We start from the raw sequence: 15,058 nt of genomic DNA on the forward strand, positions 1-15,058 counted from the left end.
AGCGGCCATTACTCGGACAATTCATGCATGAATGCCTTGATAAGGGAAAACCCGTCCTCGACCATTCCCAACTACGCGCTGTACGGCGTGGACGCGCAGCCGGCCTGGGAAAACCAGGTTCACTACGAGCAGATCCACGAGCGTTCCTGCCTGCATGACTACAAGATCGCGCCGCATGTGCACAGCGGACTTTTTCAACTGCTGTATGTGCAGCACGGTGGCGGCGAGACCTTCATCGACGACATGCGCTGGGCGGTTCGCCCCGGCAGTCTGATCGTCGTGCCGGCCAGATCGGTGCACAGCTTCGATTTCAGCGCTGACATCGACGGGCCCGTGGTTACCGCCGCGCAGCGCCCGCTGGAATCGCTCGCAGCGGTCGCCTCGCCCGAGCTACTGACGACCATCCGGACACCCGCTGTTGTCGACACGACCCTGTCGCCCCGTCACGCGCAGGCGTTGATGCCGCTGTTCGAAGCGGTCGAACGAGAGTCGCGTGTGCATGCCGCGGGCCACATCGCCGCGGGCACCGCCTTGCTCGTCGCGCTGTTCGTGCAGATCGAGCGCCTGAGCACCTATGCCGCGCCGCGTCCGGGCGAGACCCGCGACAGCCGCGCACGTTCGCGCAAGTCGACGCAGATCGAAAAATTTCGCGCGCTCGTCGACACCAACTTTCGCAAGCGCCTGCCGATCTCGCAGTACGCGCAGCAACTCGGCATCACCGCGGGCCAGCTCAATCGGCTTTGCCAAGACACGCTAGGCATGTCCAGCCTTGATGTGCTGAACGCCAGAATCATTCACGAGGCACAGCGCGAATTGGCCTATTCGACATCGAGCATCAAGCAGATTGCAGCCATTCTTGGCTTTGCCGACGAAGCTTATTTTGGGCGGCTCTTTCGCAAGCAGACCGGAGACACTCCCAGTGAGTTTCGTCGTATGGCGCTACTGCGCCTGGGGCAGAACCAGGCCAACCAGCTTGCTTAAGTTGGTCCGAAGGATCTGAAAACCCTCCAGACAGTCGACGTCGCAAAGGATCGGGTTATCCGCACACAAGTTTCTGCCGTCCCGGGACCTCGGCTTCCACCTCAGATAGATCCGATATGTCAACGCTAGGCACCTGCAGCGAACCGGCCAAGCGCGAGACCACGAGCCGATGTGAGTCGCGGTCGGCGCATGGCTAGTGGATATCGAAGTCGCCTTCTTCATGGACGACAGCATTGAAGATTCGGAAGAGGACCTGAAGGACCGACAGTTCTTTCGGAACTACACCAAGCTCGAGCCCGGGGATAGGGAAAGACTCCGTGCGATCCTAGAGGCACTGAAGAAAGGCGGCTGACGATGGCATCCACCGATGAAGTAGTTGCCCCTGCGAAGGAAGCAATCCGGCAGACGCATCTCCTCGATGCAGCTTTCGGTGAGACGACGCCATTTCGAGTGGACGTGGTCGAGCCAGCGAAGGCTGTCGGCAGTCAGCTTCGCCTCAGGGCGGAGATTCCCGAAGCTCAGGCGGCAAATCTGAGGTCTTTCGAGGGCGGGCTGTTTGAAGTTTGAAATAGAAGATGGCCGGTGGGCGCTTCTGTACAACGAAAGCTTGAAGTCGCCTGGTCGTATTCGCTTCACCCACGCGCATGAGCTGGGTCACTTTCTGGTGCGCCGAGCGTTGCAGGAAGAGTTTCTTTGCTCGCAGGCGGAGGTCGCCGGCTGCGGGGGTAGCCGCAAGAAGATGGAGGCCGAGGCAGACGAGTTTGCCTTGACCTTTGATGCCTCTCAAGCAGTTCCGCGCTTGCAAGGTGCTCATCTGCGCCTAGCCTTTCATGCGGAGACGCTCGTCTACCGGGTCTCTGTTGGCATCGGCCTCTGCCTGATCTGCGGTCAGCACTTGCGCCGTTCACTTCGGATCAGCAGGCTTCTGCATGTCCGCAGCCGGGTGTCTCGGCCGGTTGTCCTTGGTCATCGAGTCTTTGCTCGTCGGTTCGCTGGGCAAAGCACCTGCGGCGGTGGTGTCCTGCTGCGGGCGCTGCTTGTTCCCAGCCGAGTTGTCGGGCTTGGAGTCTTTGTAGCCGTTCACGGAAGGGTTCTGCGGGCTGGTGCCTTCGCTTCTCGTGGGAGCGTTGCCACCGGCAGCGTCGCTGCCAGCAGGCGCAGCGGCCGTTTGAGCTGTCGCGCAACTGCATCCCAGCGCCAGGATGGCTGCGACGGCCACGGATAGCGATGTGTGTGCTGTGTTCATGGTGTGTCTCCTAGAGGAAGTCCAGATCACCTTTTGGCTCCCCCTATCGGTCAACACCTGTACGCACTGGGCGCCTTGCCATGTGGGTGCCCCCTTACGGCTATACAGTGCGAGGCAAACCCGAGGTCTCCCATGCCCCGCCCGACAACAGCGCCCTTCGGCACCTGGAAATCTTCGATCACGTCCGAGCTCGCGGCGACTGCCACGGTCGAACTCGTCGATGTGCTGCTCGACGGCACCGATGTCTACTGGGTCGAAGGCCGCCCGCAAGAGGCCGGCCGCCGTGTCTTGGTTCGACGCAATACCGACGGGACGACGATCGATGTCACGCCCCGGCCTTTTTCCACGCGCACGCGGGTGCACGAGTACGGCGGTGCCGGGGTCGTGGTTGCCGGAGAGGTCAGCTACTTCAGCAACTTCAAGGACCAGCGGCTTTATCGCCTCGGCGGCAACGACAGCAGCCCTGTACCTCTGACCCCCGCCCCCACCTCAGGCCATCCAGACGCCGGACTTCGATACGCAGACGGGCAGATTGACCGCCCGAGCCATCTCTGGATCGGTGTTCGCGAGGATCATCGGAATCCGGGCAAGGAGGCCGTCAACACAATCGTGGGCGTGGACCTGCGTTCAGGCGGCGCCGGCACAGTCTGGGTCGAGGGAGATGACTTCTACGCATCGCCGCGGCTCAGTCCGGATCGCCGGCGCTTGGCCTGGCTGTCATGGAGCCACCCCCGCATGCCATGGGTCGGCACGGAGCTATGGGTGGCGGAGTTCACCGGTTCTGGTGTGGAGAACCCGACCCGGATTGCAGGCGGCCCGGCCGAATCGGTGTTCCAGCCGGAATGGTCACCGGATGGCACGCTCTACTTCGTGTCCGACCGCTCGGGCTGGTGGAACATTTATCGAGCGGAAGCTCACGGGGCCTGCGTCAATGTCTGCCCGATGGCGGCGGAATTCGGTCGGGCCCAATGGACTTTCGGGATGTCGACATACGCCTTCCTGTCGGCGGACCAAGCCGTGTGCACGTACACCGAAGGAGGACTCGGCAAGCTTGCTCTGCTGGATCTCGCAAGCGGCAAGCTGACGGAAGTGAAGCTGCCTTTCACCGAGTTTTCTTCTGTGAGGGCTCGAGGCGAGAAGGTGGCCTTCAAGGCTGGCGGACCGACCATTCCCGGCTCGATCGTTCTGCTCGACGCGCAAAGCGGCACGGTGAGCACGATCCGGAAATCCACCACCGTCGCAGACGATCCCTCGACAAAGAGGCATTTCTCCATCCCCTTGCCGATCGAGTTTCCGACAACCGGCGGACGGACGGCGTTCGGACTGTTCTACCCGCCGAAGAACGCCGACCATGTCGCGCCCGATGGAGAATTGCCGCCGCTCCTGGTCAAGTGCCACGGCGGCCCCACTTCGTCGGCCTCGCGCACGCTCGACTTGCGCACGCAGTTCTGGACCAGCCGAGGGATCGCAGTCGTCGACGTCGACTACGGCGGAAGCACCGGATACGGACGCGCATTCCGCGAACGCCTGCACGGAATGTGGGGCATCGTCGATGCGGCCGACTGCGCTGCCGCTGCCCGGTACCTCATTGACAAAAAATGGGTGGATGCAACGCGAACCGTGGTCAGCGGCAGCAGTGCGGGCGGATTCACGACCCTGACCTGCCTCACCTGCGCAGATCCGACGGTTCGCAGCATGTTCAAGGCGGGCGGAAGTCACTATGGGGTCAGCGATCCGGAGGCACTCGCCCGGGACACGCACAAGTTCGAGTCGCGCTATCTGGATTGGCTGATCGCGCCGTACACGGATCGCAAGGTCTACCTCGAGCGTTCGCCAGTGCGCAATGCCGAACGCCTGTCGGCACCCGTCGCGTTCTTTCAGGGCGCCGAGGACAAGATCGTCCCGCCCGGGCAGACCGAATCGATGGTCACGGCGCTGCGCCAGAAGGGGATCACCGCGCAGTACCTGCTCTTCGCTGGCGAGCAGCACGGCTTCCGCCAGTCTTCGAACATCCGGTGGGCATTGGACGCCGAGTTCTATTTCTTCGACACCATCGTCTTTCGCAGCCACGGCGCGGCATAGCGCGCCAGCAGCAGACAGAACGCCAGCCCCGCCAGAAAGGTGCGCCCACCGGTACGCACCGGCGCCGGCCTGGCCAACGCAGGCGACATCAACGCTTCTGCCAGTCTTTCGCGCGATTGCAGCCGAATGAACACCATGCCCTGTTCGCTCGCGAGCAGGCGCAGATAGCCTTCCCGCAATGACGACAGGTGTTCGAGTCCCGGCGTGGCGCCGAGCGTGGACGCAGGCGGCGCCGACTGCTCGTCCACCAGCGCTTCGCCACGCACGCTCGCGCCGCGCCCCTGGCTGCGCGGGTCGCCCTGCGCCACTTCATCGGCGCGCCAGAAGCCCAAGGGCCGACCTTCGGGATCCGACTTCGGGATCGGCGATGGCAGCAGGTCACCGACGCCAACGATGAGCCCCGGCACCTCCCCAGGCTTGTCGTCGAAGGCCGGGCGGTAGCGCGCGTTCAGCGGCGGCGCCTCCTGCCCGTCGGTGACGAACACCAGCGACGGCTTGTCCGGCAACTGCTTCGCAATGCCGATCGCACTGTGCAGCCCCTTGGCAATCTCGCTGTTGCCGGACCACGCCATGCGCGAGTCGATCTGCGCCAAGGTCGAACGCAGCTCCTTCAGATTTGCACATACGTCGATGGGTGCGATCAGCAGCAACGCACGGTACTCGGTGAAGATCGCCCAGCCCACCTTGGAGCCGCACGGCAGTTGCAGCAGCGATTGACGCAAGGCGTGCTTGACGAAATCGAGCCGTGAGGCCGGCCGGCCGTCGATGTCCGCATCGGTGACGTTCATGCTCTGGGTGACGTCGATCACGATCACATGATCGAACAGCGGGCGCTCCATCACCACCGCCGGATCGAGCAGGCTTGCAGCCAGCGCCAGCGCCGCCAGCATGAGCAGCCAACGGTCGGTGCTGTGCCGCCACGAGGCGCGCCAACGTTGCCACGGCTTCATGGCAGGCCGGGCGAATGGCCCCGCACCGTGGTGGCGGCACGCTCGGAGTCGCGCCGGTTCTCGGGCGGTGCGGCGTCCATCTCGTCGGGATCGGGGAGCAGCCGCTGGGCACGCTCCAGGTTGTAGCGCGCGTCCCAGTGCCCAGGATCGACGCGCAACACGTCCCGGTAGATCTCCTTGGCCAACTCGATCAGCGCGATGGCCTTGCCGGGTTCGGTGCCGGCTTGCACCACCACCGCCTGGCGTATCAGCAGGTTCGCGCTGTTGTAGCGCGCCGCCCGGCCAAGCGGCGAATCGTTCTCGAGGCTGCGATACAGACGCAGGGCCGCTTCGTCGGCACCGCTGGCTGCCTGTGCATAGGCCTGCGCGAATTGCACCTGCGGCGGGATGTCCCTGGTTTCGGCCGGCAGCGGCCCCGACACGATCAATTCATTCCACTGATGCAAGCGCCAGGTACGCGCGCCGTCGATCGCCGCCGCGGCCGCGACCAGCGCGAGGAGGCCCAGCACCGCGCGTGTGCATCGCTGCCGGTTCATGCCCATCGCCGGATCTCCGCCAAATTCGCTGCGGCCAGCAGCAGGACGCAGCAGAACGCGACTCCGAGCACCAGTCCCGACAGGTCGCGCCGGGGCACGGTGTCCAAATAGGTGATTGGCAGGTTTTCGAGAAGATTCACTGCCTCGATGGCCTTCTTCAAGGCCTCGGGATCGCTGGCCTCGTAGGCGCGGTACGAGTTGCCAAGGGATTCGAAGAATCGATGCAGTGCGTACTCCGGGACCGCGTCGACGTTCTCCGGCGCTTCGCCTTTTTCAAGGACCAGGCCCGGACTGTTGGCGGAGCGAAGGTAGATCCAGTAGATCGCGACACGGTGCTTGCGCGCCAGATAGGCAATGCGCTCACGGGCTGGCGGGTCGAGCCGATCGCCACCGTCGGACACCAGCATCACGATGCGCGAGCCGGTATAGGGCCGATCGATGAAAGACGACAGCGCCGCTTGCATCGCCAGGCCGATGTTGGTTTCCGAAAGCCCGCGGCCGACGTCGCCCGCCACGATGGCAGCCTGGATGGCTTCGTTCTTCTGCGTGAAATCCAGCACCCGGATAGGCAGCGTGCTGAAGACGATCATCCCGAACCGGTCCTCCTGCCGCTTGGCGATGAACTCGGACAACAACTGCCGCGCGACCTTGCCCTTGGACTCGCGCGTCCTGATCTGAGTCATGTAGTAGTCGATCGCTGCCGGGCCGGTGCCCTTCGCCCAGGGCGGAGGCCGCGCGCCGCCGAAACCCTGATCCATGCTGCGGCTGCGATCGAGCACCAGCACGATCTCGGCGCCTTTGCCAATGCGCTCCACGTCGTACTCCGGCCAGTAGGGGCCGGCCATGCCGATGGTGAGGGCGGCGAGCGCCAGCACGCCGACGATGCGCAGCGCCCACTCCAACAGTTCGGAGCTCCGGTCCCGCGGCATGAGCGCGGCCCAGGCGTTGTCGAGCGCGCCGCTCGACCGCGCCAGCAGCGGCAGCACGGACAGGGGCAACAGCCACAGCAGCCAGGCGTGGTCGAAGCTCATGGGGAACCCCTCTCGGCGTCGCGGCAACGGCGGCAGAACTCAAGCAGCCAGCTTCGATCTGCATGCGCCGGGACTTGATTCCCCTCATGAGTCTCGCTGCCGAAGAACTCTTGACGCGACTGCCGGAAGAACCTGACAAGGTCGTCGCGCAGATGCGCGAAGTGCGGCCGCGCACGGACGAAGCGATCGACGCGCTCTTCGAAGACGACCTCCCCCATCGTCCGGTTCAAGGCCTCATGAAGATGCCTGAAAGCGTCGCGCCGTTGCGAATCGGAACTCGCCGGCGTCAGGCCATGCATCGCGCGCCATGCCAATGTGAACGGCCGATGCGCGCGCGTCCACCACGGCAAGCCGATGTACACATGGGCGAGGTAGGCCAGCAGCACCAGCGAGACAATCCCATAGACGATGAGGCGCCAACGCGCGAAGCGTGTATCGATCAGCGGCGGGGGTGTATCAGGCTGCAGCTCACCAAGGCCGCGCCGGGGCGAGACGTCCACCGGCACCAACGGCGACACGGTCACCGGCCAGGCCTCGACGTGGACCTCCTGCGCTCGCGGCTGACCCTGGAAGCGCAAGGTGAAACCCGGCATCTCCAGGGTGCGCGACTCTGGCGGCGAAAGGAACACCTGGTAGGCCAGCGTCAGTTCATGGCGCCGTCCCCCGGTCTCGACGCTGCTGCGCTGCTCCACGCTTCGCAACTCGAGCGCGTTGCCGCGCGCACCGGCTTGCGGCACGCTGGACTCATCAAGCACCAGGCCGTCGGAGGCATCGACCGTGACCGTGCGCGACACGATGTCCCCGATCTGGTAGCCGAAGGCGCGCGGCTCGCTCAAGGTGGCATTGAGCTGCCCCGGCAGCACCACGGCGCAGGCCGCCGACGCAAGCCAGCCCAGCATCGCGGCGCAAAGTCCGCGTGGGGCCAGATGCATTCGCCAGATCGACATGGATCGCGCTCACGAGTGGAAATGCCGCGTGACCGCGTCAGCATCGAAGGCACCATCGATGAACAGCGGCTTGAGCCGGTGCGATCGAAAGATCCCCAACAGCGCATCGCGGCGCTGCTGGTGGGCCGCCAGCCACTTCTCGCGCAACGCCGGACGCCACCACAGCAACTTCGTGACGCCGGATTCCGGGTCGGTCACCTGCGCCAGGCCGCGTCGCGGCGTCAGACCGAATTCGAGCGGATCCCACAGCACCACTGGCACGAGATCGTGGTGAGCCATGGAGACCATGACGGTATCGACCTCCGGCAGCGGCAGATGAAAATCCGAGACGAGAAACACCAGCGAACGCTGCCGGCCGAGATGGCGATGCGCCATCGATAGGCCATGGGCTGAACTGCCTTGAAGCTGCAGCCTGCGAAGCGTCCCCGCCAGCGTGCCCCCCATGCCGCGCGAGCGCGTGGGTGGCAGCAGCACATCCTCGCGCACCGCATCGTCGCAACCGACGAAGCCGAAGCTGTCACCTGTGCGCCAAGCCGACCAGGCCAGACTGTCGACGAAGTCCGCCAGCACATCGAGCTTGCGGTGCGTGCCGACAAACCCCATGGACGCCGAGAGGTCCGCCACCATCACGACAGGTATCGCCTTGCGCTGACTGAAGACCCGGACGATCCAGTTGCCGAACGGGTCGCGCAGACTCGCGTGCAGATCGAGCCGACGCGGATCCGGTGCGTCGAGCAGCGCCGCATGCCCACGAAACTCGAAGCCGCTCTCACCACGCGAACTCCGGTGATGCCCCGGAAAGTGCCCCAACACCGGCACCCCGACCCGGTAATGAAGTTCCTGCACCTTAGGCCGCTGCATCATCAAGCCCCCTTTCACGCCCAAGCCCAGGAATACCGTGGAACCGGCTTCGCCGGCCCACCGGTATTGCCCCCGGTAGGGGGTTGGCGAAGCGACACGAAGTGCGCAAAGACTGGGGGCGAGCAAAGTGACCGCGGAACCGGCTCCGCCGGGCCGCTGGTATTGCCCCCGGTAGGGGGTTGGCGAAGCGACACGAAGTGCGCGAAGACTGGGGGCGAGTTCATCTACGGTGCAGCCACGCTTGAGAGAATGCCGCTGATCAAAAGCCCGGAGATCTCCTGGCGCCGCATCTCATACACCGGCTGAAAGCACAGCCGATGCGCGACGGCCTCAAGGAAGACCGCCTGCACGTCCTCGGGCGTGACGTAGTCGCGCCCGTCGAGCCAGGCCGCAACGCGGGCGGCGCGCAGCAGCAGGCTCATGCCGCGCGGACTGGCGCCCGCGAGCATCAACCGCGCGGTGTCCAGGTCCGGCACGCGCACGCCGTAATCGGCGGGCGCCGCCGTCGCACGCCACAGATCAAGCGCATAGATTTGCAATGTCTCCGAGGCTTGCACGCAGCGCTGGATCAACTCCGAGACCTGATTCAGCTCCTGGTAGGCAACCAGCCCGCTGGCCAGCCCGCCAACCAGGCGGTCCGTGTCGTGAAAGCGCGGATCGCTCATCAACTGACGTCGTTCGGCATCGGAAGCGGGTGCATCGACGGTCACTTCCAGCATGAAGCGGTCCCGCGCAGCGGCCGAGATCTCGAAGGTCTCTTCCCGCTCGACCCGGTTGCGGTCGGCAAAGACCAGGAGGTGCGGAAAGCGGAATTCGCGATTGAACGCTGCCACGCTGCGCTCGGCCATGACGCGCAGCAGCAGCGAATGCACCTGCGGCCGCGCCCGGTTGATCTCGTTGAAGAAGAAGATCGCGAGGCTCTCGCCATGCGTGATCAATGGCCCGTGCTCGACGGCGGGCCTGCCCTCGGCGCTGATGTAGGTGTAGTAGATCAGGTCGTTGGGCATCAGGTCGATGGTCCCTTCGATCCGCGCGAAATTGCCGCCCAGTACCTGCGCGAAGGCCCGCAGGAGCGTTGTCTTGCCGACGCCGACATCGCCCTGCAGCAGCACGTGGCCGCGCGCGAAGATGGCCGTGTTGATGAGGCGGATCGCCCGCGCCTGGCCGATCACCGCCTTGGCGACCTCGGCTTCGAGCATCAGCGCCCGCTGGCGCCAGTCGCTCATCACCCCATCGTCTCGGTCCATTCGAGGTCCTCCACGGTTGTCCTCAGCCACCCGGGCCGCGCGGGGCCTTCATGCGCTCGGCGATCGCACGTTCCTTGGCGTACTCTTCGCGACAGGACTGCGCGTAGTCGTCCGGGCCGAGATAGGCGATCTCCTGGTCGTACTTTGCCAAGTCCTCGGCAAAGCGTGGGTCGAAAAGCGCCTTCTTGAAGCCGTCATGCAGGATGGCCAGCACGTCCGGCTGCAACCCGCGTGGTCCGGCCAATCCGTAGGGCGACATCGCCACGATATCGAAGCCCAGTTCGCGCAGCGTCGGCACCTGCGGCCAGCGTGGCGAGCGCTTCGGCCCCATGGTTGCGAGCAATCGCAGATGGCCCGCATCGACCTCCGGCGCGAAGCCCGAGGAATTGACGCCCGCCATCACCTGGCCCGATGCCACTGCCAGGGTCAGCTCGGCCGTCCCCTTGTAGGGCACATGGATGTAGCTCAGACCACGATCGGTGAAGAGCGCTTCGAGGACGAGGTGCGGCGTGGTGCCGATGCCGTTGGTGGCGATGCTCAACTCGCCCGGCCGCGCGCGGGCGAAGTCGAACAACTGTTGCAGCGACCGCATCGGGCTGGAAGCGCGCACCAGCACGCCGAAAGTGACGCCCGAAATCTGGATGATCGGCGTGACGTCACGCACGGGGTCCCAGATGACCTGTTGCATGAAGGGCATGCGAAAGACCGGTTGCGGCATCTGCGCGATGGTGTAGCCGTTGGGCTCGGCCTGCAGCAGGATTGGCATCGCCATCGTGCCGCCGGCGCCGGCGCGGTTGGCGACCACCACCGGCTGGCCGAGCGACTGCGCGGCAAGTTCGGCCAGCAGCCGCAGCGACAGATCGGTCGCGCCACCCGCGGCCCACGGGACCCACATCGTGATCGGCCGGGACGGAAAGGCGTCAGCGGCCAACGCACGCGCCATGGGCTGCGCAGCCAACGCGAGCGCGCCCGCACTGCGCAGCCAGCGGCGGCGGCCGGTATTCATTCAGCAACCTCCGTGCTTCGCACTGCGGTGCGAGCTTGCTTGGAGCGGTCCGGCGCGGCGCTCATGTGGGGCCTCCGCCACGCTTGGTCAATCCGCCGAAACCGCGTTGCGGGTCGTAGCCCCAGCAGGCGAACACGAAGAACACCGCCAGGCAACCCAGCACGATCCAGGGTGCCTCGCCGGGGTCCTTGCCATACAACGCGAACCGGATCCATTCGACGGCATGCGTGAACGGGTTGAAGCGAGCGAGCTGATAGACCCATTCAGCGCCCGACTCCTGCAGCTTCCACAGCGGGTAGAGCGCAGTCGAAATGAAGTACATCGGAAAGATCACGAAATTCATCGTGCCGGCGAAGTTCTCGAGTTGCTTGATGTGCACCGACAGCAGCAGGCCGAGCGCACCCAGCATCAGTGCCCCGCAGACCAGCGCCAGCAAGGCATGCAGCCCGCCCAGCGAGAAGAGTGGCAGATCGGTGCCGATCAGGGTCGCGACGACGATGAAGACCAAGGCCTGCAAGACCGACAGCAGCGCCGTTGCGCAGAGCTTGCAGAACAGCAGCCATGCTCGCGGCAACGGCGCCGTGAGCAGCAGCCGCATCAGGCCCATCTCGCGGTCGTAGACCATCGCGAGAGACGACTGCATCCCGTTGAACAACAGCACCATGCCCACCAGGCCCGGCGCAATGTAGACGTCGTAGGGGATATAGGTGTCGTACGGCTCGACGATCGCCACGCCGAACACGTTGCGAAAACCCGCTGCGAACACCGCCAGCCACAGCAGCGGCCGGACCAGCGCCGAGACCAACCGGCCGGTCTGCTGCGAGAACTTGAGCAGTTCGCGCATGACGATCGCCTGCATGGCCTGCAGCGCATGGGCGACGCCGCGGTGCGGCGCACGCGCTGCCTCGCCGCCTTCGACCGGAATCATTGCGTCGTCTTGCATCGCTTCTCCGGGGCGTCCGCGCCCAGTGTGTCCAGCACGTTGGTCGGATGCAGCATGCCATCCACCGGCGCCTGCGAAATCACGCCCTGTCCGTCGGTGAGCAGCACGGTCTGGCGCAACTGCCCATCCCACGGACGGAAGGTCAGGTTCGTGCCCTTGGAGCCATCGAGGGGCGTCTTGGCGAGCGCCTGCGCCCAGGCGCTGGCAGGTCCCTTCGGAGCAGCGATGGCGGCTGCGACGAGCGCCTTGCCCGCCATCCAGGCCGACCAGTCAACGTCGGTCATGGGCCGGCCAACCGCCTTTGCGAACCGGCGCGACACCTGCGGCGCGCCGTAGCGCTCGAACTGCGCATGCCAAGCCAGCGCCACCAGCCCTGCATCGCCCACCACCGGGCGTGGCAACACGATCCGGTAGGGCAGGCCGCGCGCGAATTCGCCGTCGCTGTCGACCACCCAGACGGCGTCGTAGGTGCTGCCCGCTGTCAGCAGGAGCGGATTGGCCAGGTCGCGCTCGCGCGGGTCACCGGAGAGCTTGAAAGACTTGGTCGCGACCACCTGCAAGCCATAGCGCTTGATCGAAGCCTGCGCCGCGGCGGCCCGCAACTGGTCCTGCTCGCTCGGGCCCACGAGCAGGAGCAACTTGCTCCATTTGCGCGACACGAGCGTTTGCGCCAGGGCGTCGGCACGCATGCGCTCGCTCGGGAGAATATGGAACAGGCGCGCACGGCAGTCCTGCTCGCGCAAACGATCGGCGGCGTCGCCGACGTTGATCACCGGCAACTTCACCGCGTCAACCACGGCCAGCGTCCAATCCGCAGGAAGATCCGTCACGATCACCGCAGCGCCTGTTTTTTCGGCCGCCTGCGCGACGGTGCGTGCCGCCTCCAGCGAGGCTGCGGGCTGCTTCGCCAGCGCGACCGCCGCATCGACCGCCTCGATCTCGAACTGACCTTCGTCCAACGCAACCTCCAGGCCGTCACTCGCAGGGCCGTCGGGGTGGCCCAGAAAATGTCGCTCAACGCGCGACCGTTCGAGCCGCGCGTCCGGACTCGGCGAGATCAACGTTGCCTTCAGCGGGGTGATGGCACCTTTCGCCTGTCCCATGGACGCCGGCGCCGCCAGCAGCAGCGACACGCCGACGGAGCAGGCGATCCACTTCATTCGACCACCACCAGCCCGTACGGCACGCGGCCGACGGGGATGCTCTTGATCGGCCTGGCTGCTGCGACATCGACCACGGTGACGTCGTCGCTCAGGCCGTTGACCACATACAGCCGGGCTTCGGCCTTGTCGAGCGTGACATTCCACGCGCGCTTGCCGACCAGCACGAGATTCGTGACCTTGCGCTGCGGCACATCGACGAACGCGACGTGGTTGGCGCGCCCCAGTGCCACATAAGCGCGCTTGCCGTCGTGCGCAATCTGGATGCCCACCGGCGTGATGTCCTCGCTGCGCGCACCCTTGATTTCGAACTTGAGGCCGCCCACCACATTGCGGGTGGCCGTGTCGATGATGCTGACGCTGGCATCGAGCTCGTTAGTGACCCACAGTTCCTTGCCGTCGGGGGTGAAGGCCATGCGGCGCGGCCGCTTGCCAACTTTCACATTCTTGACGATGGTGCCGCTGGCGACATCGATCACGTGCACGAGGCTGGCGACTTCGGAGGTCACGTACAGCGTCTTGCCGTCGGCGCTGATCTTCACGCCTTCGGGTTCCTTGCCGACCTTGATCGACTTGAGCACCTTGCCGTTCGCCGCATCGATGAAGCTGACCGCGCCTTCGTCCTCGTTGGACACATAAAGGGTCTTGCCGTCCGGCGACACATCGAAGGCCTCGGGGTCGTCGCTCAGCGGAATGCGGCGCACCGACTTTCCCGTCGCGGGGTCGATCACATCGGCGGCGTTCGAATCGCTGCAGGCCAGCATGATGAGGTGATCCGCCGTGAGCTGGATGTGTCGCCCACGCTTGCAGGTAGGGATGGTGCCCTTGACGCTGAGGGTCGTCAGATCGATCAGCGTGAGCGCCTGGTCCTTTTCGCTCGACACATAGGCGGTGCCTTGCGCCAGTGCCGCCGTGCAGAGGCACACGCACCACACGGCCGCAACCGAACACGCTGCGCGCTTCAGGACGTGGGCAACTGCATTCATGTCGGTGTTTCTCCTGATCTGGTTCAGCGTTGCATTCAACCTGTCAACTCGTGCGGGCGATGAAGCCCGCTTCCAGCGACGGCTCTCCAAGCGCCTGGGTCACCTCGGACGGCGTGCCATCGGCCAGCAGTTCCCCTTTGTGCAGCACCAATACGCGATCGGCGCCTTCGGCTTCCTCCACCCTGTGCGTTGCCCACAGGACGCAGACTCCGCGCTCCTGCACGTTCGCATGGAGCGCGCGCATCAGGTCCTGGCGTGACTTCGGGTCCAGGCCCACGGTGGCTTCGTCCATCAGCAGCACGGAGGGTCGATGCAGCAATGCACGCACGAGTTCCACCTTGCGCCGGTTGCCGCCGGACAGTTCACGCACCTTGCGATCGAGGTCGGCGTCGATGCCGAGCTGCGCGCAGCCCACCTCGATGCGTGACACTGCGAGCCGCCGCGGCAGGCCGTGCAGGTCAGCCTGGAACAGCAGGTTCCGGCGAATGCTGAGATCCAGATCGAGCGATATCTGCTGAAACACCACGCCGATGTGGCGCAACGCCGCGGTCGCGGACCGGCGCAGCGAATGACCAGCGACTTCGACCTCGCCTTCGTCCGCCGCGAAAAGCCCGGTGAGCACCTGGAACAGCGTCGACTTTCCAGCGCCGTTGGGCCCCAGCAGGGCCACGAACTGACCTGACCCAATCGCGAGCGAAAGACTCTTCAACGCCGCCCGAGTGCCGTAGCGCTTGGTCAGGCCCGTGGTCCGCAACATGGTCGTCGATGGGAGCGTGTGTGGCATGAATAACTTCGAGCATGCAATACACGCGCCCATCGGCGCAAGCGGGTCGCGCCCCTGCATGGCACAGGGTTCGGGATGCTTCGCCTGACGGTGAAACACTCTGTGTCGAAAGTGGTTGCCACAGTTTCGACGCAGCGGCCCCTCCTGGTTCCCCCCGCTGATACTTCGGTTTCTCGCCACTACCACTGCGTCGTTCCGCAAACAGCCTCGGCAAGGTTGCAACGGGCCTGTCGGATGCATGCACGAATAGGGTTTGCCCCTAAGGAATGGCCCCTCCAGAGCGGCCCGCGGCAAGCGC

The 15,058-nt window shown here is 65.2% G+C and carries 15 protein-coding genes and 1 pseudogene; 4 read left to right on the forward strand and 12 right to left on the reverse strand.

Annotation, left to right across the window (positions count from 1 at the left end; translation table 11 throughout):
- Positions 1-27: 27 nt before the first annotated feature.
- The 3 genes and pseudogenes from AC1DEK_RS25305 to AC1DEK_RS25315 all read left to right on the forward strand — a co-directional run.
- A complete protein-coding gene (locus tag AC1DEK_RS25305; protein ID WP_478128064.1) occupies positions 28-981 on the forward strand; it encodes a helix-turn-helix domain-containing protein in 954 nt (317 codons plus the stop codon).
- Positions 982-1,335: 354 nt separating this feature from the next.
- Positions 1,336-1,548 carry a hypothetical protein gene (locus AC1DEK_RS25310; protein WP_478128065.1) on the forward strand — a complete coding sequence of 71 codons (213 nt, stop codon included), beginning with the start codon at positions 1,336-1,338 and terminating at the stop codon, positions 1,546-1,548.
- A gap of 40 nt (positions 1,549-1,588) precedes the next feature.
- Positions 1,589-1,690, forward strand: a pseudogene (locus AC1DEK_RS25315) (ImmA/IrrE family metallo-endopeptidase); the annotation flags it as partial.
- A gap of 195 nt (positions 1,691-1,885) precedes the next feature.
- Here AC1DEK_RS25315 and AC1DEK_RS25320 read toward each other — a convergent pair.
- Positions 1,886-2,227 carry a hypothetical protein gene (locus tag AC1DEK_RS25320; RefSeq protein ID WP_478128135.1) on the reverse strand — a complete coding sequence of 114 codons (342 nt, stop codon included), beginning with the start codon at positions 2,225-2,227 and terminating at the stop codon, positions 1,886-1,888.
- Positions 2,228-2,359: 132 nt separating this feature from the next.
- On the opposite strand from AC1DEK_RS25320, the gene AC1DEK_RS25325 reads away from it, so the two are divergent.
- Positions 2,360-4,309 carry a S9 family peptidase gene (locus tag AC1DEK_RS25325; RefSeq protein WP_478128066.1) on the forward strand — a complete coding sequence of 650 codons (1,950 nt, stop codon included), beginning with the start codon at positions 2,360-2,362 and terminating at the stop codon, positions 4,307-4,309.
- On the opposite strand, the gene AC1DEK_RS25330 is transcribed toward AC1DEK_RS25325, so the two are convergent.
- From AC1DEK_RS25330 to AC1DEK_RS25380, 11 genes are all read right to left on the reverse strand, one after another.
- On the reverse strand, positions 4,264-5,259 hold the full coding sequence (locus AC1DEK_RS25330) for a vWA domain-containing protein (protein ID WP_478128067.1): 996 nt from the start codon (positions 5,257-5,259) through the stop codon (positions 4,264-4,266). The genes AC1DEK_RS25325 and AC1DEK_RS25330 overlap by 46 nt on opposite strands.
- Positions 5,256-5,795 carry an MxaK protein gene (locus AC1DEK_RS25335; protein WP_478128068.1) on the reverse strand — a complete coding sequence of 180 codons (540 nt, stop codon included), beginning with the start codon at positions 5,793-5,795 and terminating at the stop codon, positions 5,256-5,258. The genes AC1DEK_RS25330 and AC1DEK_RS25335 overlap by 4 nt, the downstream gene beginning before the upstream one ends.
- A complete protein-coding gene (locus tag AC1DEK_RS25340) occupies positions 5,792-6,826 on the reverse strand; it encodes a vWA domain-containing protein (protein WP_478128069.1) in 1,035 nt (344 codons plus the stop codon). Before AC1DEK_RS25340 ends, AC1DEK_RS25335 begins: the two co-directional genes overlap by 4 nt.
- A complete protein-coding gene (locus AC1DEK_RS25345) occupies positions 6,823-7,773 on the reverse strand; it encodes a hypothetical protein (protein ID WP_478128070.1) in 951 nt (316 codons plus the stop codon). The genes AC1DEK_RS25340 and AC1DEK_RS25345 overlap by 4 nt, the downstream gene beginning before the upstream one ends.
- Before the next feature lie 9 nt (positions 7,774-7,782).
- The gene (locus tag AC1DEK_RS25350; RefSeq protein WP_478128071.1) at positions 7,783-8,637 is read right to left on the reverse strand and encodes a DUF58 domain-containing protein; all 855 of its coding nucleotides are present in this window, start codon (positions 8,635-8,637) and stop codon (positions 7,783-7,785) included.
- A 221-nt stretch (positions 8,638-8,858) separates the two neighbouring features.
- On the reverse strand, positions 8,859-9,881 hold the full coding sequence (locus tag AC1DEK_RS25355) for an AAA family ATPase (protein WP_478128072.1): 1,023 nt from the start codon (positions 9,879-9,881) through the stop codon (positions 8,859-8,861).
- 22 nt (positions 9,882-9,903) lie between these two features.
- Positions 9,904-10,887 (reverse strand): Bug family tripartite tricarboxylate transporter substrate binding protein, encoded by a 984-nt coding sequence (locus tag AC1DEK_RS25360; protein WP_478128073.1) that lies wholly within the window; start codon positions 10,885-10,887, stop codon positions 9,904-9,906.
- Positions 10,888-10,948: 61 nt separating this feature from the next.
- Entirely contained in the window at positions 10,949-11,815 is an 867-nt protein-coding gene (locus AC1DEK_RS25365) for an ABC transporter permease (protein ID WP_478128132.1), read from the reverse strand.
- Positions 11,812-12,990, reverse strand: coding sequence for a type 1 periplasmic-binding domain-containing protein (locus AC1DEK_RS25370; protein WP_478128074.1), 1,179 nt, complete (start codon positions 12,988-12,990; stop codon positions 11,812-11,814). Before AC1DEK_RS25370 ends, AC1DEK_RS25365 begins: the two co-directional genes overlap by 4 nt.
- Positions 12,987-13,976: a PQQ-dependent catabolism-associated beta-propeller protein gene (locus AC1DEK_RS25375; RefSeq protein WP_478128075.1), complete on the reverse strand. Its 990-nt coding sequence runs from the start codon at positions 13,974-13,976 to the stop codon at positions 12,987-12,989. The genes AC1DEK_RS25370 and AC1DEK_RS25375 overlap by 4 nt, the downstream gene beginning before the upstream one ends.
- A gap of 43 nt (positions 13,977-14,019) precedes the next feature.
- Entirely contained in the window at positions 14,020-14,733 is a 714-nt protein-coding gene (locus AC1DEK_RS25380; RefSeq protein WP_478128133.1) for an ABC transporter ATP-binding protein, read from the reverse strand.
- Positions 14,734-15,058: the final 325 nt, after the last annotated feature.

The sequence above is a fragment of the Variovorax sp. 10N420 genome, assembly GCF_056394705.1.

Excerpts from the sequence above, each read along its gene's own strand:
- AC1DEK_RS25310 (WP_478128065.1), top strand. The coding sequence starts at position 1,336 with ATGGCATCCACCGATGAAGTAGTTGCCCCTGCGAAGGAAGCAATCCGG.
- AC1DEK_RS25340 (WP_478128069.1), bottom strand. The coding sequence starts at position 6,826 with ATGAGCTTCGACCACGCCTGGCTGCTGTGGCTGTTGCCCCTGTCCGTG.
- AC1DEK_RS25345 (WP_478128070.1), bottom strand. The coding sequence starts at position 7,773 with ATGTCGATCTGGCGAATGCATCTGGCCCCACGCGGACTTTGCGCCGCG.
- AC1DEK_RS25305 (WP_478128064.1), top strand. The coding sequence starts at position 28 with ATGAATGCCTTGATAAGGGAAAACCCGTCCTCGACCATTCCCAACTAC.
- AC1DEK_RS25375 (WP_478128075.1), bottom strand. The coding sequence starts at position 13,976 with ATGAATGCAGTTGCCCACGTCCTGAAGCGCGCAGCGTGTTCGGTTGCG.
- AC1DEK_RS25355 (WP_478128072.1), bottom strand. The coding sequence starts at position 9,881 with ATGGACCGAGACGATGGGGTGATGAGCGACTGGCGCCAGCGGGCGCTG.
- AC1DEK_RS25330 (WP_478128067.1), bottom strand. The coding sequence starts at position 5,259 with ATGAAGCCGTGGCAACGTTGGCGCGCCTCGTGGCGGCACAGCACCGAC.
- AC1DEK_RS25365 (WP_478128132.1), bottom strand. The coding sequence starts at position 11,815 with ATGATTCCGGTCGAAGGCGGCGAGGCAGCGCGTGCGCCGCACCGCGGC.
- AC1DEK_RS25370 (WP_478128074.1), bottom strand. The coding sequence starts at position 12,990 with ATGAAGTGGATCGCCTGCTCCGTCGGCGTGTCGCTGCTGCTGGCGGCG.
- AC1DEK_RS25350 (WP_478128071.1), bottom strand. The coding sequence starts at position 8,637 with ATGATGCAGCGGCCTAAGGTGCAGGAACTTCATTACCGGGTCGGGGTG.
- AC1DEK_RS25380 (WP_478128133.1), bottom strand. The coding sequence starts at position 14,733 with ATGTTGCGGACCACGGGCCTGACCAAGCGCTACGGCACTCGGGCGGCG.
- AC1DEK_RS25335 (WP_478128068.1), bottom strand. The coding sequence starts at position 5,795 with ATGAACCGGCAGCGATGCACACGCGCGGTGCTGGGCCTCCTCGCGCTG.
- AC1DEK_RS25320 (WP_478128135.1), bottom strand. The coding sequence starts at position 2,227 with ATGAACACAGCACACACATCGCTATCCGTGGCCGTCGCAGCCATCCTG.
- AC1DEK_RS25325 (WP_478128066.1), top strand. The coding sequence starts at position 2,360 with ATGCCCCGCCCGACAACAGCGCCCTTCGGCACCTGGAAATCTTCGATC.
- AC1DEK_RS25360 (WP_478128073.1), bottom strand. The coding sequence starts at position 10,887 with ATGAATACCGGCCGCCGCCGCTGGCTGCGCAGTGCGGGCGCGCTCGCG.